The sequence below is a fragment of the Cupriavidus necator genome (genome assembly GCF_013141915.1).
In the GTDB taxonomy this organism is placed as follows: Bacteria; Pseudomonadota; Gammaproteobacteria; order Burkholderiales; family Burkholderiaceae; genus Cupriavidus; species Cupriavidus necator_B.
Map to the genome: position 1 here is coordinate 25,878 of NZ_SROX01000024.1, position 24,232 is coordinate 50,109.

General features: G+C 65.2%; 20 protein-coding genes and 2 pseudogenes. 14 read left to right on the forward strand and 8 right to left on the reverse strand.

Annotation, left to right across the window (positions count from 1 at the left end; translation table 11 throughout):
- The first annotated feature begins 172 nt into the window (after positions 1–172).
- From E5S69_RS29315 to E5S69_RS29340, 6 genes are all read left to right on the forward strand, one after another.
- Complete coding sequence (locus tag E5S69_RS29315; protein WP_171517934.1) at positions 173–1,765, forward strand: aspartate:alanine exchanger family transporter; 1,593 nt, start codon at positions 173–175, stop codon at positions 1,763–1,765.
- 52 nt (positions 1,766–1,817) lie between these two features.
- Positions 1,818–2,813, forward strand: a complete 996-nt coding sequence (locus E5S69_RS29320; RefSeq protein ID WP_171517935.1) for a 2-hydroxyacid dehydrogenase — start codon at positions 1,818–1,820, stop codon at positions 2,811–2,813.
- A gap of 131 nt (positions 2,814–2,944) precedes the next feature.
- Positions 2,945–3,142, forward strand: coding sequence for a hypothetical protein (locus E5S69_RS29325; RefSeq protein ID WP_171517936.1), 198 nt, complete (start codon positions 2,945–2,947; stop codon positions 3,140–3,142).
- 150 nt (positions 3,143–3,292) lie between these two features.
- Positions 3,293–4,273, forward strand: a complete 981-nt coding sequence (locus E5S69_RS29330) for an NADPH:quinone reductase (RefSeq protein WP_171517937.1) — start codon at positions 3,293–3,295, stop codon at positions 4,271–4,273.
- 9 nt (positions 4,274–4,282) lie between these two features.
- Positions 4,283–5,131 carry a TauD/TfdA dioxygenase family protein gene (locus tag E5S69_RS29335; protein ID WP_171517938.1) on the forward strand — a complete coding sequence of 283 codons (849 nt, stop codon included), beginning with the start codon at positions 4,283–4,285 and terminating at the stop codon, positions 5,129–5,131.
- A 20-nt stretch (positions 5,132–5,151) separates the two neighbouring features.
- Positions 5,152–6,798 carry a fatty acid--CoA ligase gene (locus E5S69_RS29340; RefSeq protein ID WP_171517939.1) on the forward strand — a complete coding sequence of 549 codons (1,647 nt, stop codon included), beginning with the start codon at positions 5,152–5,154 and terminating at the stop codon, positions 6,796–6,798.
- Between the two features lie 219 nt (positions 6,799–7,017).
- Here E5S69_RS29340 and E5S69_RS29345 read toward each other — a convergent pair.
- From E5S69_RS29345 to E5S69_RS29360, 4 genes and pseudogenes are all read right to left on the reverse strand, one after another.
- A pseudogene (locus E5S69_RS29345) lies at positions 7,018–8,003 on the reverse strand (Bug family tripartite tricarboxylate transporter substrate binding protein).
- Between the two features lie 122 nt (positions 8,004–8,125).
- Positions 8,126–8,836 (reverse strand): DsbA family oxidoreductase, encoded by a 711-nt coding sequence (locus E5S69_RS29350; protein ID WP_171517940.1) that lies wholly within the window; start codon positions 8,834–8,836, stop codon positions 8,126–8,128.
- Between the two features lie 58 nt (positions 8,837–8,894).
- Positions 8,895–9,098, reverse strand: a complete 204-nt coding sequence (locus E5S69_RS29355; RefSeq protein ID WP_171517941.1) for a DUF1289 domain-containing protein — start codon at positions 9,096–9,098, stop codon at positions 8,895–8,897.
- A gap of 69 nt (positions 9,099–9,167) precedes the next feature.
- Positions 9,168–10,223: a 3-keto-5-aminohexanoate cleavage protein gene (locus E5S69_RS29360; protein WP_171517942.1), complete on the reverse strand. Its 1,056-nt coding sequence runs from the start codon at positions 10,221–10,223 to the stop codon at positions 9,168–9,170.
- A 286-nt stretch (positions 10,224–10,509) separates the two neighbouring features.
- Here E5S69_RS29360 and E5S69_RS29365 point away from each other — a divergent pair, with 286 nt between their 5' ends.
- The 6 genes from E5S69_RS29365 to phaZ all read left to right on the forward strand — a co-directional run bounded on the left by E5S69_RS29365 (position 10,510) and on the right by phaZ (position 17,330).
- Positions 10,510–11,508 carry an AraC family transcriptional regulator ligand-binding domain-containing protein gene (locus tag E5S69_RS29365; protein ID WP_171517943.1) on the forward strand — a complete coding sequence of 333 codons (999 nt, stop codon included), beginning with the start codon at positions 10,510–10,512 and terminating at the stop codon, positions 11,506–11,508.
- Between the two features lie 245 nt (positions 11,509–11,753).
- The gene (locus tag E5S69_RS29370) at positions 11,754–13,556 is read left to right on the forward strand and encodes an acyl-CoA dehydrogenase (RefSeq protein ID WP_171517944.1); all 1,803 of its coding nucleotides are present in this window, start codon (positions 11,754–11,756) and stop codon (positions 13,554–13,556) included.
- Between the two features lie 59 nt (positions 13,557–13,615).
- A complete protein-coding gene (locus E5S69_RS29375) occupies positions 13,616–14,080 on the forward strand; it encodes a MaoC family dehydratase (RefSeq protein WP_171517945.1) in 465 nt (154 codons plus the stop codon).
- Between the two features lie 225 nt (positions 14,081–14,305).
- Positions 14,306–15,937 (forward strand): alpha/beta fold hydrolase, encoded by a 1,632-nt coding sequence (locus tag E5S69_RS29380; RefSeq protein WP_171517986.1) that lies wholly within the window; start codon positions 14,306–14,308, stop codon positions 15,935–15,937.
- Positions 15,938–15,995: 58 nt separating this feature from the next.
- Positions 15,996–16,427 carry a phasin family protein gene (locus E5S69_RS29385; RefSeq protein ID WP_171517946.1) on the forward strand — a complete coding sequence of 144 codons (432 nt, stop codon included), beginning with the start codon at positions 15,996–15,998 and terminating at the stop codon, positions 16,425–16,427.
- A gap of 72 nt (positions 16,428–16,499) precedes the next feature.
- On the forward strand, positions 16,500–17,330 hold the full coding sequence (gene phaZ / locus E5S69_RS29390; RefSeq protein ID WP_171517947.1) for a poly(3-hydroxyalkanoate) depolymerase: 831 nt from the start codon (positions 16,500–16,502) through the stop codon (positions 17,328–17,330).
- A gap of 134 nt (positions 17,331–17,464) precedes the next feature.
- Here phaZ and E5S69_RS29395 read toward each other — a convergent pair whose 3' ends face one another.
- From E5S69_RS29395 to E5S69_RS29405, 3 genes are all read right to left on the reverse strand, one after another.
- Positions 17,465–18,628, reverse strand: coding sequence for a porin (locus E5S69_RS29395; RefSeq protein ID WP_171517948.1), 1,164 nt, complete (start codon positions 18,626–18,628; stop codon positions 17,465–17,467).
- Positions 18,629–18,738: 110 nt separating this feature from the next.
- Entirely contained in the window at positions 18,739–19,308 is a 570-nt protein-coding gene (locus tag E5S69_RS29400; RefSeq protein WP_171517949.1) for an RBBP9/YdeN family alpha/beta hydrolase, read from the reverse strand.
- Between the two features lie 27 nt (positions 19,309–19,335).
- Positions 19,336–20,670, reverse strand: a complete 1,335-nt coding sequence (locus E5S69_RS29405; RefSeq protein ID WP_171517950.1) for an MFS transporter — start codon at positions 20,668–20,670, stop codon at positions 19,336–19,338.
- Between the two features lie 431 nt (positions 20,671–21,101).
- Between E5S69_RS29405 and E5S69_RS29410 the strand changes: the two genes are divergently transcribed.
- Positions 21,102–21,782 (forward strand): hypothetical protein, encoded by a 681-nt coding sequence (locus E5S69_RS29410; RefSeq protein WP_171517951.1) that lies wholly within the window; start codon positions 21,102–21,104, stop codon positions 21,780–21,782.
- A 1-nt stretch (position 21,783) separates the two neighbouring features.
- Positions 21,784–22,431, forward strand: a complete 648-nt coding sequence (locus E5S69_RS29415; RefSeq protein ID WP_171517952.1) for a hypothetical protein — start codon at positions 21,784–21,786, stop codon at positions 22,429–22,431.
- Positions 22,432–22,581: 150 nt separating this feature from the next.
- Here the strand turns inward: E5S69_RS29415 and E5S69_RS29420 are convergent.
- A pseudogene (locus E5S69_RS29420) lies at positions 22,582–23,926 on the reverse strand (dicarboxylate/amino acid:cation symporter).
- Between the last annotated feature and the right edge of the window lie 306 nt (positions 23,927–24,232).

Sequence of the window (24,232 nt, forward strand, 5' to 3'; positions counted from 1 at the left end):
AGTTGCCGCCGTGCCGGCCGGCGCCTGTCACGATGATCGGGTTCATACAAGCCGCACTCGATAACGCATGCCCGGAACAAGGGCTGTCAACCCCGTCCGCGCAGTGCGCACGTGACCCTGCGCAGTTGCTTATCGCTGCTCCCTTGCTCCTGCCCATCAGAAAGGAGCTGCCATGGATGCAGTCCGGACATTGCTCGAAACCCAGCCGCTGCTCACGCTGTTCCTCACGGTTGCACTGGGCTATGTCATCGGCGAGATCAATATCAAGGGCGTGTCGCTCGGTTCGGGCGCGGTGCTGTTCGTGGGGCTGGCGATCGGCGGGTTCGCGCCGAAGTCCGCGCCGCCTGCCATCCTTGGCACCCTAGGGCTGCTGCTCTTTCTCTATGGCATTGGGATCCAGTACGGGGAGCAGTTTTTTAAGGGTCTGACCAGCCCCGAGGGCATCAAGGCCAACGCCGCTGCGGTCCTTGGCGTGATTGGCTCCGGACTGGTCGCGGTTGCGTTGGTGCCGCTGGTCGGCGTGAACCTGGACGAGTCGCTAGGCATGTTCGCCGGCGCGGGCACCAGTACGGCAAGCCTGCAGGCCGCGATGGCGGCGATGAAGAGCGACGGCGCCGCGGTGGGCTACAGCGTCGCGTACCCGGTCGGGGTGGCAGGACCGATCCTGTTTCTGTATGCCCTCACCGCGCTGCTCAAGCCGAATATCGTGCGGCCGCCACCAAAGCTGATCGAGACCGCCGAGATTGCGCTGACAAACCCGGCGTTTATCGGCGTGCGGCTGTCGGAGGTGGTAGCGCGCCTACCGGACGGGGTGGCGATTGCCGCCGTGCGTCGCGCCCACCACAACCACCCGTCCGCGGACGACCTGGTCCTGCAGGCCAACGACGTGCTGCTCGCGACCGCCACCGACCCGGCCGTGCTGCGTGAAGCCACCTCGCTGTGCGGGGAACTGCAGCCGGGCCGCATGACGAGCCATCGCGAAGACCTTGACTATATGCGCGTGTTCGCCTCAAGCCGGCTCGTGGTCGGGCACACGCTGCGCGATATCCGTTTTCCGGAAGGCATGGTCTGCTCGATCGCCCATGTGCGGCGTGGCGATGCGGACCTGATGCCCCGCGATGACCTCACCCTCGAGTTCGGTGACCGCGTCGGCCTGCTGGTCAATCGCGCCCACATGAAGCCGATTCGCGCGCTGTTCGGCGACTCCATCAAGGGCACCGCCGAACTGAGCTTTATCTCGATCGGCATCGGCGCGGCCCTCGGGCTGCTGGTTGGGCTGATCCCGGTGCCGATTCCCGGCGTCGGCACGCTGGCGCTGGGGCTCGCCGCGCTGCTGCTGGTCGCCCTCGTGCTCGGCCGGGTGCGCCGTCTCGGGCCGTTCGTGTGGACCATGCCGCTGTCGGCCAACCTGGTCCTGCGCAACTTCGGGCTGACCATCTTCCTCGCACAGGTGGGCATTGCATCCGGGCCGAAGTTCTTCGCCACCATCGGCGTGACCGGGGTGTCCTTCCTGATCTACGGCGTGGTGATCCTGCTTGCCCTGCTGCTGATTACTGCGATTTTCTGCCTCTGGGTCTTCAGGCTGCCGTTCGACCTGGCGGTGGGCGTGATCTGCGGCGCGACCGGCAATCCCGCCATCCTTGCCTTTGCCAACCGCGTCGCGCCGACCGACCGGCCCGACCTCGGCTACTCGATGATCTTCCCGTCAATGACCATCGTGAAAATCCTGTTCGTACAGGTCGCCGCCACACTGGCTGGCGGATAGTGCAGGGCAACCTGGGCGAAGCGCGCCATGCGATTCGCCGCGGAGACACATCATGGAAATCGCCGTTTTCAGCGCAAAGTCCTACGATCGTCAACATCTCGATGCCGCGAATGCGGCCGAAGGCCATCAGCTCAAGTACTTCGAAGTTCCCTTGGACAGTGAGACGGTGGGCCTCGCCGCGGGCCACGGCGCAGTGTGCATCTTCGTCAATGACCGGGCCGATGCGACCGTGCTGGAAGCGCTCGGACGCGGCGGCACCAAGCTGGTCGCGCTGCGCTGCACGGGGTTCAACAACGTCGACCTGAAAGCCGCGCAGGCGCTCGGCATCAAGGTAGTGCGCGTTGTCGACTACTCGCCCAACGCGGTCGCAGAGCACGCGGCGGCCCTGCTGATGGCGGTCAACCGCAAGATCCACCGGGCCTACAACCGCACGCGGGACTTCAATTTCTCGCTCGAAGGCCTGATGGGCTTCGACCTGTGCGGCAAGACCGTGGCCGTGATCGGAACCGGCAAGGTCGGGCGCGTGTTTGCGAAAATCATGGTCGGGTTCGGTTGTAACGTGATCGGCTACGACAAGTACCCGTCCCCGGAATTCGAGGTCCTTGGCGGACGCTACGCGGACGAGGAGGAAATCGGCGCAAGCGCGGACTGCATCTCGCTGCACTGCCCGCTCACGCCCGAGACCCATCACATCATCAACGCCGAAACGCTGTCGCGCGCCAAGCCGGGAGCCTTGCTCATCAACACTAGCCGCGGCGGGCTGATCGACACGGAAGCAGTCATCGAAGCGCTCAGGAGCGGGCAACTCGGCGGGCTGGCGATCGACGTGTACGAGCAGGAGGCGGACCTGTTCTTCCGCGACCTGTCCGGCACCATCGTCGACGACTCCGTGCTGCAGCAGCTAATCACCTTTCCTAACGTGATCGTGACCGGGCACCAAGCCTTCCTCACGCGCGAGGCCGTGACGACCATATGCGAAACAACCTTGCGCAACGTGACGGAGTTCGAAAGCGGCAAGTCGCTCACGAACGAAGTCGGCGCCAGTTGAACACGTGTTGGCCACATGTCGCGCCCCGCTAATGGCCCAAAACCGCCCCGGAAAGCCCGCCGCCCAATCCACGATCGCGCGCACTCAAGACGCCAGTTGCCGGGGGAACCGGCAGCCTCGAAATGACTGGCATGTGCGTCGGCAATGTCATTGTGCGCGGCAGGGCAGTTATCTCCGGAATGATTGCCGGCGACTCGCTGGTCGACGGGGGAACGGCAGAATTGCGCAGCATGGTGAAAGGCCATGTGTACGAAAGCAGCGGCCAGTTCCACGGTGGGCCGACTGCGCAGATCCTGGGAAAGCGCATCGGGCGCTCCGCGGCAGCGTAAGACCCGGCCGCTGGCCACGGCTTCTCTGGCGCTTGGCATGAAATGCAAAGTCGATGGAATCTGTTGCAAAGCGCCGGGACAGGCCCGGTTCTACATTGGTCTCCATACGCGGCGCACCTCGCGCCGCCTTTGACCCAGGAGACCAAAGCTGTGGAAAAAATTGTTCGGATGTACGAGATCGGCGGGCCGGAAGTGCTGCGCTATGAAAGCACTGAAGTGGGCGACCCCGGCCCCGGCCAGGTGCGCGTCCGCCACGTGGCGGTTGGCTTGAACTATGCCGATACGTATTTCCGCAACGGGACTTACCGCGTGCCGCTGCCCTCGGGCATGGGCGTGGAAGCAGCTGGCGTTGTGCAGGCAATCGGCCCGGACGTCACCAGTTTTGCCGTCGGCGATCGCGTGACCTATACCGGCTTCATCAATACCCTGGGCGCGTACAGCACCTCGCGCCTGGTGCCCGCCGCAGCGCTGATCCGCCTGCCTGAGACGATCAGCTTCGAGACCGCGGCGGCCATGACCATGCGCGGGCTGACCTCGGCTTACCTGATGCGCCGCATCCACGCCTTCAAGGCGGGCGACAGCATCCTGCTGCACGCCGCGGCCGGTGGCGTGGGTCTGATCGTTTCGCAGTGGGCCAAGCTGCTGGGCCTGACCGTGATCGGCACGGTTTCCTCCGAAGCCAAGGCCGAGGTGGCGCGGGCGCATGGCTGCGATCATGTCATCAACTACAGCCATGAAGACGTGGCGGAGCGGGTGCGCGCGCTGACCGATGGCGTTGGCGTGTCGGTGGTGTTCGACAGCGTGGGCAAGTCGACCTTCATGGCATCGCTGGATTCGCTCAGGCGGCGCGGCACCATGGTGTGCGTAGGCACCGCCTCGGGCCCGATTCCTCCGTTCGACCCCGTGCTGCTGGCAGTGAAGGGCTCGTTGTTCCTGACGCGTCCTGCGCTGGCGGACTACATCGCCGACCCGGCCGAAAAGGCCGAACTGGCCGGCGAACTGTTCGATCACGTCGGCGCGGGCCGCATCCGCATCGAGATCCACCAGCGCTATGCGCTGGAAGATGCGGTGCAGGCACACCAGGACCTGGAGTCGCGCAAGACCACAGGCTCCTCGATCTTCGTCATCTGAGGCAACGCCATGCAAGTCCAACAAACTACCTGCGCGCTTGGCGCCGAACTGAGAGGTGTCGACCTGGCCGATGCGATTCGCGACGACGGCCTGTTTGCCGAGATCCGCGTCTTGCTGCTGGAGCATCGCGTCCTGTTCCTGCGCAACCAGCAGTTCAGCCGCGCCGAACATGTCGCCTTTGCCCGGCGCTTTGGCGAACTGGAAGACCATCCCGTCGCCGGCAGCGATCCCGAGCACCCGGGCCTGGTCCGCATCTACAAGACCCCGGACCAGCCCAACGACCGCTACGAGAATGCCTGGCACTCCGATGCCACCTGGCGCGAAGCCCCGCAGTTCGGCGCCGTGCTGCGCTGCGTGGAATGCCCGCCAGTTGGCGGCGACACTATGTGGGCCAATATGGCACTTGCCTATCAGCGCCTGCCTGCGTACATCAAGGAGCAGATCGCCGAGCTGCGCGCGCGCCACAGCATCGAGGCCTCTTTTGGCGCGGCGATGCCGATCGAGAAGCGCCTGGCGCTGAAGGCCCAGTATCCCGACGCGGAACACCCGGTGGTGCGCACGCACCCGGATACCGGCGAGAAGATCCTCTATGTGAACGCCTTCACCACGCATTTCACCAACTACCACACGCCTGGGCGGGTGCGCTTTGGGCAGGACGCCAATCCGGGCGCGGGCGACCTGCTGCGCTACCTGGTCAGCCAGGCGTATATCCCCGAATACCAGGTGCGCTGGCGCTGGGAACCCGACTGCGTGGCGATCTGGGACAACACCGCCACCCAGCACTACGCCGTGATGGACTATCCGCCTTGCCACCGCAAGATGGAGCGCGCGGGCATTATCGGCAGCAAGCCATACTGATGGACAAGGCAGGACAAGCAATGCAAGACAACCTGATTACGACCGCACAGTCGGCCTACGCTTACCCGCTGCTGGTCAAGCAGCTCCTGATCAACTCGGTCAGTCTCTACGGCGACCAGGAGATCAGCTACCGCGGCCAGATGCGCTACACCTTCCGCGATTTCCGCTGCCGCATCGGCCAGCTGGCCTCGGCGCTCACCGCGCTCGGTGCCGGCCACGGGACCACCGTGGCGGTGATGGACTGGGACAGCCATCGCTACCTGGAATGCTACTTCGGCGTACCCATGATGGGCGCGACGCTGTTCACGGTGAACGTGCGGCTGTCGCCCCAGCAGATCCTGTACACGCTGAACGACGCCGGCGCGGACGTCGTGCTGTTCCATCCGGACTTCGCGCCGGTGCTCGAGCAGATCCGCGGCGAGCTGACCTGCAACCCGCGCTTCGTGCTGATGGCCGACGGCGAGCACGCACCGGCGCTAACCCTGCCGCTCGCGGGGGAGTATGAGGCGCTGCTCGACGACGCGTCGCCCGACTTCGAGTTCAGCGACTTCGACGAGAACACCAAGGCCGCGACCTTCTACACCACCGGCACCACCGGCGACCCCAAGGGCGTCTGCTACAGCCACCGCGAGATCGTGCTGCACACGCTGGCATCGGCAACCAGCCTGTGTTCGCCGCGCGAGGGCCAGCGCATGCATCGTGAAGACGTCTATATGCCGATCACGCCGATGTTCCACGTGCTGGCATGGGGCATCCCGTACATTGCCATGATGCTGGGGCTGCGTACCGTACTGCCGGGCCGCTACGCCCCGGACGCGCTGCTGAAGCTGCGCGAGACCGAGAAAGTCACCTTCTCGCACTGCGTGCCGACCATCCTGCAGATGCTGCTGCAGTCCGCGCAGGGCAGCGCGCAGGACTTGTCGGGCTGGAAGATCATCATCGGCGGCTCGGCGCTGCCGCCCGCGCTGTGCGAGGCGGCGCTGGCGCGGGGCATCGACATCTTTGCCGGCTACGGCATGTCCGAGACCGGCCCGATCGTGTCGCTGGCCCAGATTCCGCCGGGTTGTACGCCCAGGAACCGCGCCGAGGAAGTCCGCATGCGCTGCTCGACCGGCCGCCCGGTGACGCTGGTGGACTACCGCATTGTCAGCGAAGACATGCAGGACCTGCCGCGCGACGGCAAGAGCCGCGGCGAGATCGTGCTGCGCGCGCCGTTCCTGACGAAGGGCTATTTCCGCAAGCCGCAAGCGTCGGAAGACCTGTGGTCGGGCGGCTTCCTGCATACCCAGGATGTCGCGGTGATGGGCGAGGACGGGTTCGTGCAGATCGTCGACCGTATCAAGGACGTCATCAAGACCGGCGGCGAATGGGTGTCTTCCATTGAAGTGGAGAACCTGATCGCGGAGGTGGCGGGGGTGCTGGAATGCGCCGTGATCGGCGTGCCGGATGCGAAGTGGGGCGAGCGGCCGATGGCCTTCGTGGTGCGCAAGGCGGGCGCCGAAGTCAGGGCCGAGCAGATCCGCGACCAGCTGATGGCGCACGCGGATTCGCGCCGGATCAGCAGGTATGCCGTGCCGGAGGCCGAGCGCATCACCTTCATTGAAGCGATCCCGAAGACCAGTGTCGGCAAGATCAATAAGAAGCAGTTGCGCGAAGACGCAGCCTGAAGGGTAGTAAAGGGAATTCGCGGCAGTCCTCGGGCGGGGACTGCCGCTTTTTTTTGCTTTATCGCCGACCAGTATTTGACATGAGGGGCTAGGCCGCGGGTTGGTGGCATGTTGTGCCCGTCCGGGCCAATGATGAGCGAATCATCTTTTGCGCGCGTCACGGGCAAAAGCAAGGCGCCTCCCGAAGGAGGCGCACAGGGTGCCGGCGTGTGGCCGGGGTCAGGGCTGGATATTGAAGGTCTTTACGATCGTCGCATTGCGCTCAAACTCGGCATTCAGGGACTGGCTCAGTTCCGACAGCGTCTGCTCGCGCAGCGGCTCATAGCTCAATGCCTGCATCCGTGCCTGCACCTTGGGCGTTGCGGCCGCCTTGTAAGTGGCGGCCTGGATCTTCTGCGCCAGCTCTGCGGGCACGCGCGCCGAGGCAATCACGCCGACCCAGTTGCTGAACTCCACATCCGGTAACCCAGCTCGGCGAAGGTCGGCACCTGGGGCAGCAGCGGCGAACGGCTCTTTGATGCCACCGCGTAGGCTTGCAGCTTGCCGGCCCTGATCATCGGCAGCGAGGTCACCATGCCGTCGTACATCAGCGCGATCTGGCCGCCCATCACCTGGGCCAGCGCCGGCGAGGAGCCGGCAAAGGGAACATGCGCAAGGTCGAGGCCGGCCTTCTGGTTCATGATCACGCCGGCATAGTGGGATGCGGTGCCGGCGCTGTAGGAGGCAAAGCTCAGCTTGCCAGGGTTGGCATGCACGTAGTTCACCAGGCTCTTGAGGTCCTTGGCAGGCAGGGACGGCGCGCCCACCAGCAGCAGGCGCGAGCGTGCCACCGCGGCCACGGGCCGGATATCCGTCATCGTGTGGTACGGCGTCTTGAGCACGTGGGGGACTTCAGTCAGCACATTGGTGGCCGTCACCATGATGGTCTGGCCGTCAGGCGGTGCCTGCAGCATGGCGCTGATGGCGATGCCGCCGCCGGCGCCCGGCTTGTTGTCGACCACGACCGGCTGGCCGAGGTCCTGCGACAGCTGGTCGGCCAGAAGGCGGGCAATCACGTCCATGGTGCCGCCGGCAGGGGCCGGCACCAGCATGCGTACGGGCTTGTTGGTCCACGCCATGGCCGAGGGCATGGACAGGGCCATGACGGCGCTGACGGCGGCCAAGGCAGCGTGGCGCAGGCGAAAAAGGGCAGGGCGTTGAGGCATCTGTGTCTCCGTTGAACGGCTAGGTATGGATACGCCCGTGCCAGCCTTCTTGTCGGGGGCAGTTACACGGGATATTGCAGAAAAATCGAGGCCTGGGCGCAATGCCGCCGTCACCACGGTGTTCAGGCGGTGGCCCGGGTGGCGCGCTGCTTCGCGCGCGCCAGCGTGTGCAGCATGGCTTCCAGCAGCGCGGCGGGAGGCCGCGCGCCAGACACGCTGCGGGTGCCGTCGAAGATAAAGTGCGGCACGCCTAGTCCGGCACGCAAGACCGGTTCTTGCGGGGCGCCGAGTGACGGCAGCCAGTCCAGGTCACGGTGTGCATCCGCATCGGGTTGAGCCGGGACCTGATCCGGAATCGGGACGCCGCAGGTCGCGGCGGCCTGACGCAGCACGCGCGGATCACCGATGTTCTCGGCGCGCAGGAAGTAGCGCGTGAACAGCTCGTCGATCAGCGCAGCGGCCGCGTCTGCCCCTGCCTGTTGCCGGGCAAGGCGTACCAGGCGATGGGCCAGCAGGGTGTTCGGGAAGGTCTCAATGCGATCCAGTGCCAGGGTGAGGCCGGCATCTTGTGCCGCGGCACAAACCTGTGCCTGGCGTGCCGCCACTGCCTGGGGGCTGCCCAGGCGCGCCACATAGAAGTCGCGGTAGGGCAGGCCGGCCGGCGGCATGGCCGGAATCAGCGGATAAGAACGCCATTCCACCTGCACGGCGATGTCCGGACGCTCTCGCCCGAGCAAGGCGATGGCGCTTTCCAGGTGTTTCTTGCCGATCAGGCACCAGGGGCAGATCAGGTCGAAATAGGCCTCGACCGAGAGTGTGGACAGATGATTCATGGCAGCTTCAAGACGCCAGCCGGCGAGCCCGGCGCAGGCCGCAGCAGGCTGTGGAATATCAGGGGGTGGGCCCCGGGGCGCGGCTGCGCCACGACTGGCGCGCCGGCAGCGAAGCCATGACCTCGGCGCGCTCTGCGTCGGTCATCTGCGCCCAGCGGCCGATCTCGACCGCAGTCCTGCCGCAGCCCTGGCAATACTTGCCAGCGAGGTCCATGCGGCAGATGTTCAGGCACGGATTGATGATGGAGAGGGGCGGGTTCATGCTTGCAAGGTAAGTCGGATGACGGTGCGGCGGCAGGCGCTTGCGCCCTCTGCCGCACCGGTGCGCGCGTCAGGCCGCGCGCAGGGGCAGGTTCTTCTGGCCGGCCTTGCGATTCGGCGCCATGCCGTGCGCGGCCAGGGTTTCGTCGGCGCTGTCGTACCAGGTGCCGATGCGGTAGATCTCGCGCGCTTCCTTGCCCGAGGCGATCTCGCGGCCGAGTTCCCTGGCCACGCGCACGCACTGCTCGATCTGCTGGACCGACGTCATGCGGTGGCCATGCTGGTCGATGATGGTGTCCTCGATGCCGCAACGCGGATGCAGGCCCATCGCCATCGCCATCATGTTGAACGGCAGCACGTTCTTCAGCAGCGACTCGGCGGTCAGCGTGCAACCGTCCGGCGCGCGGTGCACGAAGTTGAAGAAGTTGAACGGGTTGGGACCGTCAAAGCCGCCGCCGATGCCAATCCAGGTCAGGTTCAGCGGGCCCTTGTAGTGGCCTGCGCGCACCATGCGCTCCAGCGTTTCCATGGCGTGGATGCCGGTGAGCTGGAAGTGCGGCTGGATGCCTGCGTTGCTCAGGCGGCGCAGGTGCTCTTCCACCCAGCCCGGGCCGGCCGGCACCGTCATTTCGCGGTAGGCAGCCTGGTAGGCGGGATGCTCCAGCGAGGTACCCTGCAGGTATTCGGGGTACAGCAGCTCCATGATGTTCATCTGCGTGGTGTTGATCGCCACGGTCACCTGATCCGGCTTCGGGTCCAGTTCAGCCAGCATGTGGCGGGTATCGTCGGACAGCCACTTGGCGGCCTGGCCGTCGTCTTCCGGCGCGAAGGAGATCGAGCCGCCCACCTGGATGATCATGTCCGGCACCGCTGCGCGCACGCCGGCGATCAGTTCGTTGAACTTGGACAGGCGCTTGGAGCCCTTGCCGTCGAGTTCGCGCACGTGCAGGTGCAGCACGGTGGCGCCGGCGTTGTAGCAGTCGACCGCCTTCTGCACCTGCTCTTCCATGGTCACCGGAATATCTTCCGGAAAATCCGCGGGCATCCACTCGGGGCCGTACGGCGCCACAGTGATGACCACCTTGTCCTGGTTTTCGGGATGCAGGGAATCGTCGAGGAATTGCACAGTTGGCTCCTGGTATGTTGTGGGCCGGACCGCCTGGATTTCCGCCTGGCTGGCGGCACCTGACGGTCGCGTTTGCGGTATCAAGTTCAGTGGCTGAAGTATCGTGTATCGACACGCCGCGATTTGATGATCCGGGACGAACGATTTACATTTCGGGACAGTCAGGGAAAACGAGCGGAGCCGGCGCAAGGACTGCTCTAGGCATCGATCCGCATTTCCATCGCGCACACGCTGTGACAGAATGCGCCGTCACCTTCTCTGTCGGCATGCACTGCCTGCGCCCCGCGTGAACGGCCTGTCCGCTACCGTCCCCATCTCTGTCGTCAATGGCTTCCTGGCCGGCGCCGATCCCTTGGCGATCGCGCGGCTGGCCGAGTGCTCAGGCATTGCCGGTGAGTTGCTGGCCGAGCCGGCCGCACGCGTCACGCAGGAACAGTTTTCTACGCTGTACCGCCTGCTCGCCAAGGAGGCCGACGATGAAATGCCCGGCATTTTCAGCCGGCCGCTGCGCAATGGCACGCTCAAGTACCTGTGCCTGAGCTTGCTGGATGCGCCAAGGCTGGAGGTGGCGCTGCATCGCTTCGGCCAGTTCTTCCACCTGATCCTCGATGACTTCCGTATCGAGTCGCGGCGCGATGGTGGGTCTGGCTATGTGGAGCTGGTAGACAACCCGGCCGGCCCAGCCGTCAGCGTGCTGGGGCGGGAACTGATGCTGAAGCTCGTGCATGGCGTGGCGTCGTGGCTGATCCGCCAAAAGATCCCGCTGCAGGCAGTGGAGTTCCAGTTTCATCACTCGCCGCTGGCCGGCGACCATCTCTACCTTTTTCCCGGCCCGGTGCATTTCGGTTGCGACCAAAACCGCATCGGCTTCGATGCGGCTTACCTTGACATGCCGGTGCGCCAGCGCAAGCCGGATCTGGAGAAGTTCCTGTCGCGCGCGCCCGAGGACTGGATCTTCGTTTCCTTTGCCGAGCAGATGAGCTCCCACCGGGTCAGGCAATACGTTGCCGAGTGCCTGCCGGTGTCGCCCACCATCGAGGCGGTGGCCCATGCGTTGCACTGTTCGGTGCGCACCCTGTGCCGGCGCCTGTCGGCGGAAGGCACTTCCTTCCAGGCGATCAAGGACGACGTGCGGCGCGATATCGCCATCCAGCGCCTGACACGCTCCGAGGATCCCATCGCGGCCATTGCCTTCGATGTGGGCTTCGACAATCCCACCGCATTCCATCGCGCCTTCCGCCACTGGACTGGCAGCACCCCCAACGCCTACCGCCGCGCGCTATAGGCCCGCCTGCACGGCTGGCAAAGCTGGCCGGCGACTGACAAATCTGGCCACATTAGCGGGCTCTTGCGACGCACGGCGGCCGTTCAGGGCGGCTGCCGCGCAAAGCGGCAGGATTTGTCAGTGAATGGGCAGGTTTGGGTATCCGCCTTTGTGCGTGCCGCCACTACGATCGGCACATAACGTTACAGTGCCACCGGTTGATGAATCGGATGCCGGTGCTGTGGACATTTGCACAGAGGCCGAAAATGAGCTACACCGCACCTACCAAGGACATCCTGTTTGTCATCCGTGAACTGGCCGGACTGACAAAGATTGCCAGCCTGCCTGGCTATGAAGACGCTACCCCCGACACCGTCGAAGCCGTGATCGGCGAAGCCGCAAAGTTCCACGGCGAGGTGATCGCCCCCCTCAACGTTGCCGGCGACAAGCAACCCAGCAGCTGGCACGACGGCGAAGTCAGGACGACCCCCGGCTTCGCGGAAGCGTTCCGCCAGTTCGGCGAGGGTGGCTGGCAGGGCATCGTGCACCCGGTCGAGTTTGGTGGCCAGGGCCTGCCCAAGCTGGTAGGCACGCCGTGCATGGAAATAATGAACGCGGCCAACCTGTCGTTCGCGCTGTGCGCCATGCTGACCGACGGCGCGATCGAAGCGCTGCTCACCGCTGGCGCCGACGAGCTGAAGCAGCGCTTCCTGCCGCGCCTGATCGCCGGCGAGTGGACCGGCACCATGAACCTGACCGAGCCCCAGGCCGGTTCCGACCTGGCGTTGCTGCGCACGCGCGCCGAGCCGCAGGCTGACGGCAACTACAAGGTCTTTGGCACCAAGATCTTCATCACCTACGGCGAGCACGACATGGCGGACAACATCGTCCACCTGGTGCTGGCGCGCACGCCGGGAGCGCCCGAGGGCGTGAAGGGCATCTCGCTGTTCGTGGTGCCGAAGTTCCTGGTCAACGACGACGGCTCGCTGGGGGCGCGCAATGACGTGCAGTGCGTGTCGATCGAACACAAGCTCGGCATCAAGGCCAGTCCGACCGCGGTGCTGCAGTTTGGCGACCATGGCGGTGCCGTCGGTTACCTGGTCGGCGAGGAGAACCGCGGCCTGGAGTACATGTTCGTGATGATGAACGCTGCGCGCTTCGGCGTGGGCGTGCAGGGCATTGCCATCTCAGACCGTGCCTACCAGCAGGCGGTGGCCTATGCGAAGGATCGCGTGCAAAGCCGCCCGGTCGATGGCTCGTCGCGCGAGGCGGTGGCCATCATTCATCACCCCGACGTGCGCCGCATGCTGACCGAGATGCGCGCGCTGACCGAAGGCGCGCGAGCACTGTCGCTGGTAGCGGCTGCGTACTCGGATCTTGCCCACCACGCACTGGATGCCTGTACGCGGGCGCAGTTCAAGTCGGCCTACGAGTTCCTGGTGCCCGTCATCAAGGGCTGGAGCACGGAGATGTCGCTGGACGTGACCAGCCTGGGCGTGCAGGTGCACGGCGGCATGGGCTTTATCGAGGAGACCGGTGCCGCCCAGCACTTCCGCGACGCCCGCATCCTGCCGATCTACGAGGGCACTACCGCCATCCAGGCCAACGACCTGGTGGGCCGCAAGACCGTGCGCGATGGCGGCCTGGCCGCGCGCGCCATCCTGGCCGAAGTCGACCAGACCATCGATGCGCTCAGGGACTGCGCCGGTAGCGGCGCGGATGCGGCGTGCAGCGCCATGTTCGTGCAACTCGGCTACGCGCGCATGGCGCTGGGCCGGGCCGTCGACTTTGTGCTGGAGAACACGGCCAGGGAGCCGAACGCGGTGTTTGGCGCAAGCGTGGCCTACCTCAAGCTGGCCGGCATCGTGCTGACGGGCTGGCAGATGGCGCGCGCGCTGGTCGTGGCGACGCACAAGCGCAGCGAGGACGAAGCGTTCTACGCCGCCAAGATCGCCACCGCTGAGTTCTTCGCCAAGCAGATCCTGCCGCGCGCCGCGGCGCTGGAAGCGGCCATTACCGGTGCATCGGGCGAGGACGGCTTCCTGAACCTGGACGAATCCCGGTTCTGAAACCCAAACCGTGGCGCAGCGCGGCACGGGCAAAAAGATCAATCAATGCAGGAGGCAGCATGGCAATCGAAAACTACCGCATGGCGACGCTCAGCGCGTTCGTCGGCAAGGAACTGGGCGTGTCCGACTGGGTGGAAGTGGACCAGGCGCGCATCGACGCATTCGCGCAATGCACCAACGATAAGCAGTGGATCCACGTTGACGTGGAGCGTGCCGGCAAGGAAAGTCCGTTCGGCGGCACCATCGCCCACGGCTACCTGACGCTGTCGCTGGTGGCAGGGCAAATGCAAGAGATGGGCGTGATCCCGGCCGATGCCAGCGCCGCAGTCAACTACGGCCTGGAAAAGACGCGCTTCCTGGCGCCGGTGAAGGCGGGCTCGCGCGTGCGCAATCGCGTCAGCCTGCTGGCTGCAGACAACAAGGGCGGCGGCCGCGTGCTGCTGCGCACGGAACACATGATCGAGATCGAAGGCGAGGTCAGGCCCGCGCTGGTGGCGGAAGCCCTGGCGCTGCTGGTCGCCTGAAGCAATGAGCAAGACAGTAGTAGCAAGGAATAAGGCGGGAGACGCAGGATGACGAAGGTCAGCAGTACGAGAGAGCAGGGCAGCAAGAGCGGCAGGGCCCGCAGGGCGAAGGTCGTTATGGCCAGGATCGATAGCGCCAAGGTCGATAGGGACGATAGCGCGGATCAGGCTGCAGCCGTGAGCGCGGCCACCGCGGTGGCTTCCATCGAACGCATGCCGGACATGATGGCCGGCCCCAACCCCTTCGTGGGCCTGCGCCTGGAAGACCTGGTCAGCACTGCGCAGCAGCTCGGCGCGCAGTGCCTGCAGGAGCCGGTGCTGGTGCTGGAGCAGCAGGCGCAGCTGGCGCAGGACCTGGTCAGCGTGCTGGACGGCTCGGCCCCGTTGCCGTCGGCGCGCGACCGGCGCTTTGGCGACCCGGCCTGGCAGGACAACCCGCTGTACCGCATGTCGCTGCAGGGCTACGAGACCTGGCGCAATTCCATCAGCGGCTTTGTCCGGCGCTCGGTCATGGACGAGCGCAGCAAGCACCGCGCGGAGTACTTCACCTCGCTGGTGGCCGATGCGCTGGCACCGACCAACACGCTGCTGGGCAACCCGGCGGCGCTCAGGAAAACTGTGGAGTCAGGCGGCATGAACCTGATCAGCGGGTTGACCAACCTGGTCACCGACACCCTGACCAACCGCGGCATGCCCGCCCAGGTGGACAAGGCGGCGTTCAGTGTTGGCAAGAACCTGGCCACCACGCCGGGCGTGGTGGTGTTCCGCAACGATGTGCTGGAACTGATCCAGTACACGCCGTCTACCGAGAAGGTCCACGCGCGGCCGCAGCTCATCGTGCCGCCGCAGGTCAACAAGTTCTACGTGTTCGACCTGGCGCAGGGCAAGAGCATGGTGGAGTACCTGCTGGCCCAGGAACTGCAGGTATTCATCGTGAGCTGGCGCAACCCCACGGCAGCGCATCGCGACTGGGACATGGATACCTATGTCCGCGCGCTGATCGAAGCCATCCACGCCATCCGCGACATCACCGGCAGCCCTGACGTGAACCTGCACGGCGCCTGCTCGGGCGCGATGACGATGTCGGCGCTGATGGGCTACTGCGCCGCGAGCGGCGAGAAGCTTGTGCATGCGGCCACGCTGATGGTGTCGGTGTTCGGGCTGGATGCCCAGTCCCAGCTTGGCCTGTTCAGCACGCCCGAAGCCGTCACGGCCGCCCGGCAGGGCAGCCAGGCGCGCGGCGTGCTCGACGGCGAGGAGCTGGGTCGGGTCTTTGCCTGGCTGCGCCCCAATGACCTGGTGTGGAACTACTGGGTCAACAACTACCTGCTGGGCAATGCGCCGCCGGCCTTCGATGTCCTCTACTGGAACAATGACACCACGCGGCTGCCGGCCGGCCTGCACGGCCAGTTCCTCGACATGCTCACACTGAACCAGCTGGCCACGCCGCGCACGCTGCGCGTGCTGGGCCATGCCATCGACCTGTCCGAAGTCCAGTGCGACAAATACGTGCTGGCCGGCATGACCGACCACATCACGCCGTGGAAGGCCGTGTACCGCTCGGTGCGCGCCTTTGGCGGACGCACGGAGTTCGTGCTCAGCTCCAGCGGGCATGTCCAGAGCCTGATCAACCCGCCCGGCAACCCCAAGGCGAAGTTCTTCCGCAACGACGCCACCGATGCGGACCCGCAGACCTGGCTTGAAGGCGCCACGGCCACCCAGGACTCATGGTGGCAGCACTGGAGCCAGTGGCTGAAGAAGCGCTCCGGGCCGAAGTGCAACGCACCGGCCAGCCCCGGTAGCCTGCAATACGCGCCTTGCGGCGAGGCCCCGGGCCTTTACGTGTCTGAAGCGTAGTCCACCGGCCCCACAAGGCCATCGTTTTCTACAACCCAACCTGTCAGGAGAAATAAAGATGGAATCGACCAATACCGCGGGCACATCGACCGCACACACCGCCTCGCACAAGAAGCTGTTTGACTTCGTCAAGCAGAACCGCCTGGATCCGGCGGCTATCCTCGAATCGCGCCGCAAGGACATCGAGGCCCTGGCCGGCGTGAATATCGCGCTGCTGGCCGGCCTGCAGTCGCTGGTGCGGCAGCAGGGCGAATACCTCTGCGAGACCGCCGCCGACCTGCAGGCGCTGGCCCGTGGCGGCAAGGATGCCGACGGCCAGGCGGCCAAGGTCTCTGAAGTGCTGCCGCGCTCGCTGCACAAGGCCGTGAACGGCCTGCGCGGCCTGACCGACACCGTGTACAAGACCCAGGCCGACAGCATTACCGCAGTAGGCCGGCGCATCGCCGAGAACGTCGAGGAAGTGAAGGGCATCCTGCGACCCAGGCAGTAAGCACCGGGGTGCACGGCCGCGATCGCAGCGATCGTGGCCGTGCCTTCGCGCCAACGACTCCAGGACAGCTTGATGACAATAAGCAATGCTGGCATCAGGGCCGGCAACATGCAGGTCCAGACTGTAGCGCTGGACGGGCAGCAACTCCGGGTCGGCATCCGGCCCGGCAGCGACGGGGGTCCGCCGCTGCTCATCTTCAACGGCATCGGCGCCAACCTCGAACTGATCGAGCCCTTCGTCGATGCGCTGGTGGGCGTGGAAGTCATCATCTTCGACGTTCCCGGCGCCGGCGGCTCCCCCGCGCCGCTGTTACCTTACCGCTTCTCCAACCTTTGCGTGCTTGCCGACAGACTGCTGTCGCACCTTGGCTATGCGGGCCAGGTCGATACGCTCGGCGTGTCGTGGGGTGGTGCGCTCGCGCAGGAATTCGCGCGGCTCTATCCGCAGCGTTGCCGCCGCCTGGTGCTGGCGGCAACGTCGCCCGGCGTGCTCATGGTGCCGGGCAGGCTGTCGGTGCTGTCGAAGATGATCGGCGTGCGCCGCTACAGCGATCCGGAGTACCTGCGACGCGTTGGCGCGGACCTCTACGGCGGCGCCTTCCGCGATGATCCTGCACTGCTCGACGAACATGGACGGCACATGCAACCGCCCCGGGGACGTGGCTACCTCTACCAGCTGCTGGCGGCTTGGGGCTGGAGCAGCCTGCCGTGGCTGCGCGCGGTCAGGCAGCCCACGCTGGTGATGCACGGCGCCGACGATCCCATCGTGCCGCTGGTCAATGCCAGGATCCTCGCCGCCCGCATCCCTAATGCGGAACTGCACGTACTCGACGACGGGCATCTCTTCCTTGTGACCGGCGCGGAGAACACCGCGCGCGTCGTCGGCGCCTTCCTGCGCCGCTAGACCCTTGCTCAAGCCGCAACACGACCGCGGTCTTTCTTGATCCTCGAAACGAAAAAAGAGCGGCCGCGCGGGGGAATCCCCGGGCGGCCGCAAACGAGCATATTGTCCGTCGATACAATGACCGGATCGCCTGGTCAGAACTTGTGGCGAATGCCGACGGCGGCTCCGAACATATTGCTCTGGCCATTGCCCAGCGCGTAGCTGTTGCCCAGCGACAGGCTGTTGGCGTAGATCGTTGCCAGCGATTCCATCATCAGGCCGGCGTTCTTGGCGTAGGCGGTCGTCAGGTAGACGTCGGTGCGCTTGGAGAACGCATAGTTCGCCACGAAGGCGATCTGCCAGGGATTGGCGACGTTGGTATTGCCGAACAGGCTCTTGACGTCGTCGTAGTTGTATTCCAGCGTCAGGCCAATGGCTGGCGTGACCTGGTAGGTGGCGCCGATCCAGTAGAAGTCATCACGCTGGATCACGACATCCGCCGCGTTTTTGTTTTGGCCCCAGCGGTAGCCGCCCATGATCTTGGCCGGCCCGATGCTGTAGCTGGCGCCCACCACGGCCTTTTTGGCGGTGCCAGTGCTGGTGCCGATGGTCGGGTTCCACTGATCGTAGCCGGCGGTCACGCCAAACGGGCCGCCCTGGTACGCAACCGCGGCGCCATAGGCGGTATCGCGCCGGAACTGGCCGGGGACCTCGCCGTTGCCACCGATCGGCGTGGCGATGCCCACGGTGGCCGGCAAGGCCAGGCCCGTGCCAAATGACCAGTGCGCCAGCGCCGTGACCGGGCCAAACTTGCCGGTGTACTTGACCGTGTTGTCCTCACGGAAGTTCGGGCCAGACTGCAGCACCACCGGTTCATATTGCGTGGCATAGGCCGTGGGCGAGAAATTGGCCAGTGCCTCGAACATCGACGTGTACTGGCGGCCCAGGCTGACCATGCCGATGCCGGGCTTCTGCACGCCCACGTACGCCTGGCGCCCGAACAGCCTGCCGCTTTGCTGCGAGGTGCCACTGTCGACGTTGAAGCCGCTTTCCAGCACGAACAGCGCCTGCAGGCCGCCACCGAGGTCCTCGCTGCCGCGAAGGCCCCAGCGCGAGCCGGAGACGCCGCCGGAGTTCATGCGGTAGACGTCGTTGGCCGGGCCGCGGTTGAACTGGTTGGCTGCAGTCGGGACCGCGCCGAGGTGATTGGCATACTCGACATTGATGTCCGCCACGCCGTACAGCGTAACGTTCGACTGGGCAAAGGCGCCCCCCGAACAGGCGAGCAGCGCGGCCGTGGCCATGCTCCTGTGCTTCATTGGTATTTCTCCTCTTTTCCTTTGGTTGCGATGCGGATGAATCCGTCTCTGTGAGTACTACAGGTGCTGCATTCTCTGTGGCGGCTTTGCGCTACGCGAAGGCTCGCGGCTCAGATGGCGCGCAGCAGCTTTTCCAGCAACTCGGTCGCGCGCGGCCACGGGCCATATCCGGCCGCCGGGTTCAGGTGGCCGACTTCCCCGAGGTCGACCAGGCGGCTGCCCCAGTCGCTGGCCATCTGCGCGGCGCGCTCATGGCTGGCCAGCGGATCGTTGCGGCTGGCGGCGAGGAGGCTGGGGAAGGGCAGTTGTGCCCGGGGCACGGGCAGCCAGCCGTTCCCGGCCAGCGCGGCGTGGTCCGGATAGCCGGCCGGCATCGGCGTTTCAAGATCAGCAGGCGTGGCCAGCAGCGCGCCGCGGATCTTGCGGTGGTGCTGCGCGGCCCAATGCACGGTGATCATCACGCCGGCGCTATGCGCCACCAGTACCACCGGGCCGTCGATATCGGCCAGGGCAGCGTCCAGCGCGGTCACGTGGGCATCACGGCTGAGCTTGTCGTGCTCCAGCGGCGCCACCGAGCGGGCGTTCGGCAGCTCGGCCTGGAGCAGGGTCTGCCAGTGTTCCGCCACGTGATCGCGCAGGCCGGGAACCATCAGGAAGGTGGTATCAGTGGGAAGGTTCATCAGTCGTCCAGGCAATCAGTCAGAAGATCAGGCCTTGTTCGGGTCTGCCTCGCGCTGGTTTTCCAGGCGAAGCAGGTCGGCCATGTAGGTGCGGCGCCCCATCAGGAAGCACAGCGCGGCAAGCACGCCTGCCAACGGGATCAGTTGAAGGGCGCCGAGCAGGCCAATGCGGTCGGCGATCAGGCCAGTGACAAAGGGTCCGGGCGCCAGGCCCAACAGGTTGTTTGCCAGCGTGAGCGTGGCAAAGGCGGTGGCATGGATGGCCGGATGGGTCAGGTTTGCAACCGCGGCACTGGCCGGGCCGGCCGTGCCACCGACAAACAGCATGCCGGCACCGATCAGCACCAGTTGCGCGGTGCCGGCGGGCAGGTGGAACGCAGTGAGCAGAAGCGCGCAGCAGGTCACGCTGTAGGCCACGGCCATCAGCCACTTGCGCCCGGGGGCGTGGCGAGCCGCCCAGTCCGTCAGCGTGCCGCACAGGACCATCCCTGCGCCACCCGCCAGCACGAATGCCGCGGCGGTCACGCCGGCACGGTCCGTCGCCATGCCGTAGTAACGCGCCAGGAAGCTGGGCATCCAGGTGAGCAGGGCGCCCATGACCAGCAACTGCAGCGCACTGCCCACATACGCGCACAGGATCGAACGCGCCGAAAAGAGGGCGGACAGCAGCGGGCGCAGTGAGACGCTCTCGCGCCGAGCGGCACTGTCCGGTTTCTCGCCCAGCGCACGGCGTTGCGCCTGCAGGCGCGGCTCGGTAATGAAGAGACGGTAGAACCCGACCAGCACAAGCCCGAAGATCGCCATGCCGGCAAAGGCCCAACGCCAGCCAAAGTGAGCGGACAGGGCGCCCCCCGCCGCCATCCCCAGCACGGAGCCAAACGCCCCGCCAGCGATGAACGCCGAACTCAGGCTGGCACGCAGATGGCGCGGAAACACCGAAAGCACCACGGCAATGCCGACGCTGCCATAGGCCGCCTCACCAATCCCCACGCACAGCCGCGCCACGAACATCTGCCCGAAATTGTTGGCCAGCGCGCAGCCCAGCGTGGCCAGGCTCCACAGCGCCGCCATCAGGATCAGGCTCCTGACCCGGCCCCAGCGGTCGGCCAGGATGGACAGCGGAAACGTCAGCAGGCCAACCATCAAGGCCACGATCCCGCCCAGCGCACCGAGCTCGGTGTCGCTCAGCGACCATTCCACCTTCAGCAGCGGAAAGACGGCGTTGAGCACCTGCCGGGACATGTAGTCCGACAGCAACAAGCCAAAGCTCAGCGCAAAAACGAGCCAGGCGTAACAACGCGACGAACTCGCACCGGCCGCGCCGGCTGAGATGGGGGAATGCGTGGTGGTTTGCCCGAGCATGAAAAGCCTTTTCCTGGATGCGCTTGACTGCGTCATGGCTACGCATGCAGGGAACAAAACCCTCCTTTCAAACGCTGGCCACAGTCCTGTCGCGACCGGCGAAGTATCTAGGATTGGCTTCCAGCAGTTTGACTAGCGGGGACAACTTGTTTGCAATTTGGGACAGTCGGGGAAAACGAGGAGGGGTTGGGCGGGGGGCGCCGAAGAGGGGGCACGCGCGTTTGTAGGGGTAATCGTACCTTTGGACCAGCACCAGAAGCTCATCACATATCGATGTCCGGCGCGACTCAAGTGGCGTACATCCTGACAGCACTTGCCCCGTTTGCGGCATGTTTGGTCGTTGTGGCTCACCCAGCCTATATTGGTGTTTGACTCTGGGCTCGGAACGAATTTGCGGATCTCGATAGCCATGGAAAGAGGGAGGACCGACCATGCCAATTGCGGCTCCGGTGGGCGCCAACAGCGCTGACAGGCAAAGCTCGGTTTTGGATGTCATCGACCGCGTTTCCGAAATGCTGTTCGGATTATTCATGGCGCTGACGTTCGTCGGCGCCGTGCACTCCGCCACCGCAGGCCCGGATGCCGGCCATACCATGCTGCGCACGGCGCTCGGCTGCAATCTCGCGTGGGGGCTGGTCGACGCGATTATGTTCCTGGTGCGGACGATTGCTGGCCGCGGCATGCGCGCCAAGCTCGCCCAGACCGTGCGGCAGGCCCCGGACGGGGCCGCCGGTATTGCCGCCATCCGCGACGCACTGCCGCCCACAATGAATGCCATCGCAACGGATGCCGACCTGGGCCCGATCCGCACCCGGCTGGCGTCGGGGGCATCCCTGTCCGACCGCGTGAGCCTCAATCTCGCGGACTACCTTGGCGCCGTGCGCATCTTTTTCATCGTTGTCCTGTCGACCTTTCCCGTCGCGCTGCCCTTCGTCGTCTTAGACGACCTCCAACTGGCGCTGGTGGTCTCCCGCGTGCTGACGCTGATCATGCTGTTCGGCGGTGGCATGGCACTGGGACACTACGCGGGCTTCAGCCCGTGGCTGGCTGGCCTCGGCATGACGGCGCTCGGCGTTGCCGTGACCATGGCCGTAATCGCGCTGGGTGGCTGACATGCGCGCCCATCTGGCCGCCGCCGGGCTCTGCTGCGCAGTCACCTGTGCCCACGCGCAGGTGACTGCGGCCACCGCGCCCCCGACCCCGCCGGCCGAGGAGGCTCCCGCCTGGAGCTTCCTGTTGTCGGGATACTGGAACATGCCGCGTTCGGACTCGGACTATGGCTCCGGCATCATCACGGCCGACCACAATGGCAAGCTCCATCTTGAAGCGAGAATCAACTACGAAGCACGCCACTCGCAGTCCGCCTTCGTGGGGTGGTCGTTCTCCGGCGGGGAGACGATCAAGGTCAAGGCCACGCCGATCATCGGCTTTGTCACCGGTGGCGCCCATGGGCCCATTCCCGGCCTGGAGGTGAGCGTCGCCATTGGTAAGTTCGACTATTACGTCGAAGCGGAGTACCTGGTCGGGACGGGGGACACATCGGCCTATACCTACACCTGGAGCGAACTGGGCTTTCGCCCCGTCGAATGGTTGCGACTGGGTGTTGTCGCGCAGCACACGCGCATTTATGGCGGCGACCGCGAGTTCCAGCGTGGCGGTTTCGTGCAACTGACATACAAAAAGTACACCGGTGGCGTGTACTGGTTCAATCCGACGTCGCCAGAGCAGGTGGTCATTGCTTCGCTTGCCATCGCGTTCTAGACGGGGTAGTCATGCAGGAACCATACGGCTACGCTGCCGCAGGATGGCAGGGTAGTGGCCCTGGCCGGAGTCGGCCCAGAAACACCCTGTTCCGGCCCAACTGTTCCATTAGCGTCCCGGCTTCATTGTGGCCGTCGCTGCGCGCTGCTCTCACCGGCTTGCCGTGGTGTCGGCGACCGGCATATGGGTCGCGACGTGATCGAGCACCACTTCCGGCTCGTCGGCCTCAATGTCCGACTCGTCATCAAGCCTGCGTCGCATCCGCTCGATATCAAGGTCGCCGGTCCATTTCGCCACCACCACCGTGGCCACGCCGTTGCCGATCAGGTTGGTCAGCGCGCGCGCCTCTGACATGAAGCGGTCAATGCCGAGGATCAGGGCCAACCCCGCCACCGGAACATGCCCCACCGCCGAAAGCGTGGCCGCCAGCACGATGAAGCCACTCCCCGTGACGCCGGCGGCGCCCTTGGAGGTCAGCAGGAGGACGGCGAGCAGGGTGAGTTGCTGCGTCAGGCTCATGTCGGGCCTGGGCGATGAACACCGCCGCCATGGTCAGGTAGATGGAGGTGCCATCCAGGTTGAAGGAGTAGCCAGTCGGGATCACCAGTCCGACGACGGACTTGCGCGCGCCCAGGTTCTCCAGCTTGGCCATCATCCGTGGCAACACCGATTCCGACGACGACGTGCCCAGCACGATCAGCAGTTCCTCCTTGATGTACTTGATGAACTTCCAGATCGAGAAGCCATGCAGCCGCGCGATGGTGCCCAGCACGACGAAGATGAAGAGCAGGCAGGTGGCGTAGAAGGTCGCCATTAGCTGCCCAAGCTGCAGCAGCGAGGCCACGCCGTACTTGCCGATGGTGAAAGCCATCGCGCCGAAGGCGCCAATTGGCGCAACTTTCATTATGTAGCCGACGATGGTGAACAGCACATGCGAGAACTTCTCGATAAAGTCGAACACCAGCGTGCCGCGACCGCCGAACCTGTGCAGCGCGAAACCGAACATCACCGCGAACAGCAGCACCTGGAGGATCTCACCCTTGGCAAAGGCATCCACCACCGTGTTCGGGATCACGTGCAGCAGGAAATCGACCGTGCCTTGCATCTTGCCGGGCTCGGTGTAGGCGGCGATGCCCTTCGTGTCGAGGGTGGATACGTCGACGTTCATGCCCGCGCCGGGCTTGACGATGTTGATGATAAACAGGCCGACCAACAGTGCAATGCTGCTCACGACCTCAAAGTACAGCAGCGCCAGCCCGCCGGTCTTGCCGACCTTTTTCATGTCCTCCATGCCGGCAATGCCGACCACGACCGTGCAGAAGATGATCGGCGCGATGATCATCTTGATCAGCTTGATGAAGCCATCACCCAACGGCTTCATCGCCTCGCCGGTCTGCGGCCAGAAATGGCCGAGAATGACGCCGATGACAATGGCGGTGATGACCTGGAAGTAGAGGGATCTGTAGAACGGCTTCGGGTGATCGTCTTTATCCATCATCGTCTCCATTGCAGGTTCCCTGTTGGCATCGTATGCCCAGCCGGGCCAATCGAGTGTGCATGCCTGAGCGGGCGGCGCGTTGGCATTAACCTTCGCCACCGCCATCATGTTCGGCGATGCAGCGAACGGTCGAGGACGATGTCAGTATAGGCACGGGGCGGACGACGCCAAGAAGGATGCGAGTGATGGCGGGGGCCCGCTGCAATGGCGGTCCGCGGATGCAGGCACTGCGCTGGATGACCTCAATAATGAGCTCCGGGACACCACAGTGCCTGCAGGGGAATGGCGTGCCTGCACCTCCGA

Bases quoted from the DNA above. Each gene is read 5' to 3' on its own strand.
- E5S69_RS29315 (WP_171517934.1), top strand. From the start codon at position 173: ATGGATGCAGTCCGGACATTGCTCGAAACCCAGCCGCTGCTCACGCTG.
- E5S69_RS29320 (WP_171517935.1), top strand. From the start codon at position 1,818: ATGGAAATCGCCGTTTTCAGCGCAAAGTCCTACGATCGTCAACATCTC.
- E5S69_RS29325 (WP_171517936.1), top strand. From the start codon at position 2,945: ATGTGCGTCGGCAATGTCATTGTGCGCGGCAGGGCAGTTATCTCCGGA.
- E5S69_RS29335 (WP_171517938.1), top strand. From the start codon at position 4,283: ATGCAAGTCCAACAAACTACCTGCGCGCTTGGCGCCGAACTGAGAGGT.
- E5S69_RS29340 (WP_171517939.1), top strand. From the start codon at position 5,152: ATGCAAGACAACCTGATTACGACCGCACAGTCGGCCTACGCTTACCCG.
- E5S69_RS29350 (WP_171517940.1), bottom strand. From the start codon at position 8,836: ATGAATCATCTGTCCACACTCTCGGTCGAGGCCTATTTCGACCTGATC.
- E5S69_RS29355 (WP_171517941.1), bottom strand. From the start codon at position 9,098: ATGAACCCGCCCCTCTCCATCATCAATCCGTGCCTGAACATCTGCCGC.
- E5S69_RS29370 (WP_171517944.1), top strand. From the start codon at position 11,754: ATGAGCTACACCGCACCTACCAAGGACATCCTGTTTGTCATCCGTGAA.
- E5S69_RS29375 (WP_171517945.1), top strand. From the start codon at position 13,616: ATGGCAATCGAAAACTACCGCATGGCGACGCTCAGCGCGTTCGTCGGC.
- E5S69_RS29380 (WP_171517986.1), top strand. From the start codon at position 14,306: ATGGCCGGCCCCAACCCCTTCGTGGGCCTGCGCCTGGAAGACCTGGTC.
- E5S69_RS29385 (WP_171517946.1), top strand. From the start codon at position 15,996: ATGGAATCGACCAATACCGCGGGCACATCGACCGCACACACCGCCTCG.
- phaZ (WP_171517947.1), top strand. From the start codon at position 16,500: ATGACAATAAGCAATGCTGGCATCAGGGCCGGCAACATGCAGGTCCAG.
- E5S69_RS29395 (WP_171517948.1), bottom strand. From the start codon at position 18,628: ATGAAGCACAGGAGCATGGCCACGGCCGCGCTGCTCGCCTGTTCGGGG.
- E5S69_RS29400 (WP_171517949.1), bottom strand. From the start codon at position 19,308: ATGAACCTTCCCACTGATACCACCTTCCTGATGGTTCCCGGCCTGCGC.
- E5S69_RS29405 (WP_171517950.1), bottom strand. From the start codon at position 20,670: ATGCTCGGGCAAACCACCACGCATTCCCCCATCTCAGCCGGCGCGGCC.
- E5S69_RS29410 (WP_171517951.1), top strand. From the start codon at position 21,102: ATGCCAATTGCGGCTCCGGTGGGCGCCAACAGCGCTGACAGGCAAAGC.
- E5S69_RS29415 (WP_171517952.1), top strand. From the start codon at position 21,784: ATGCGCGCCCATCTGGCCGCCGCCGGGCTCTGCTGCGCAGTCACCTGT.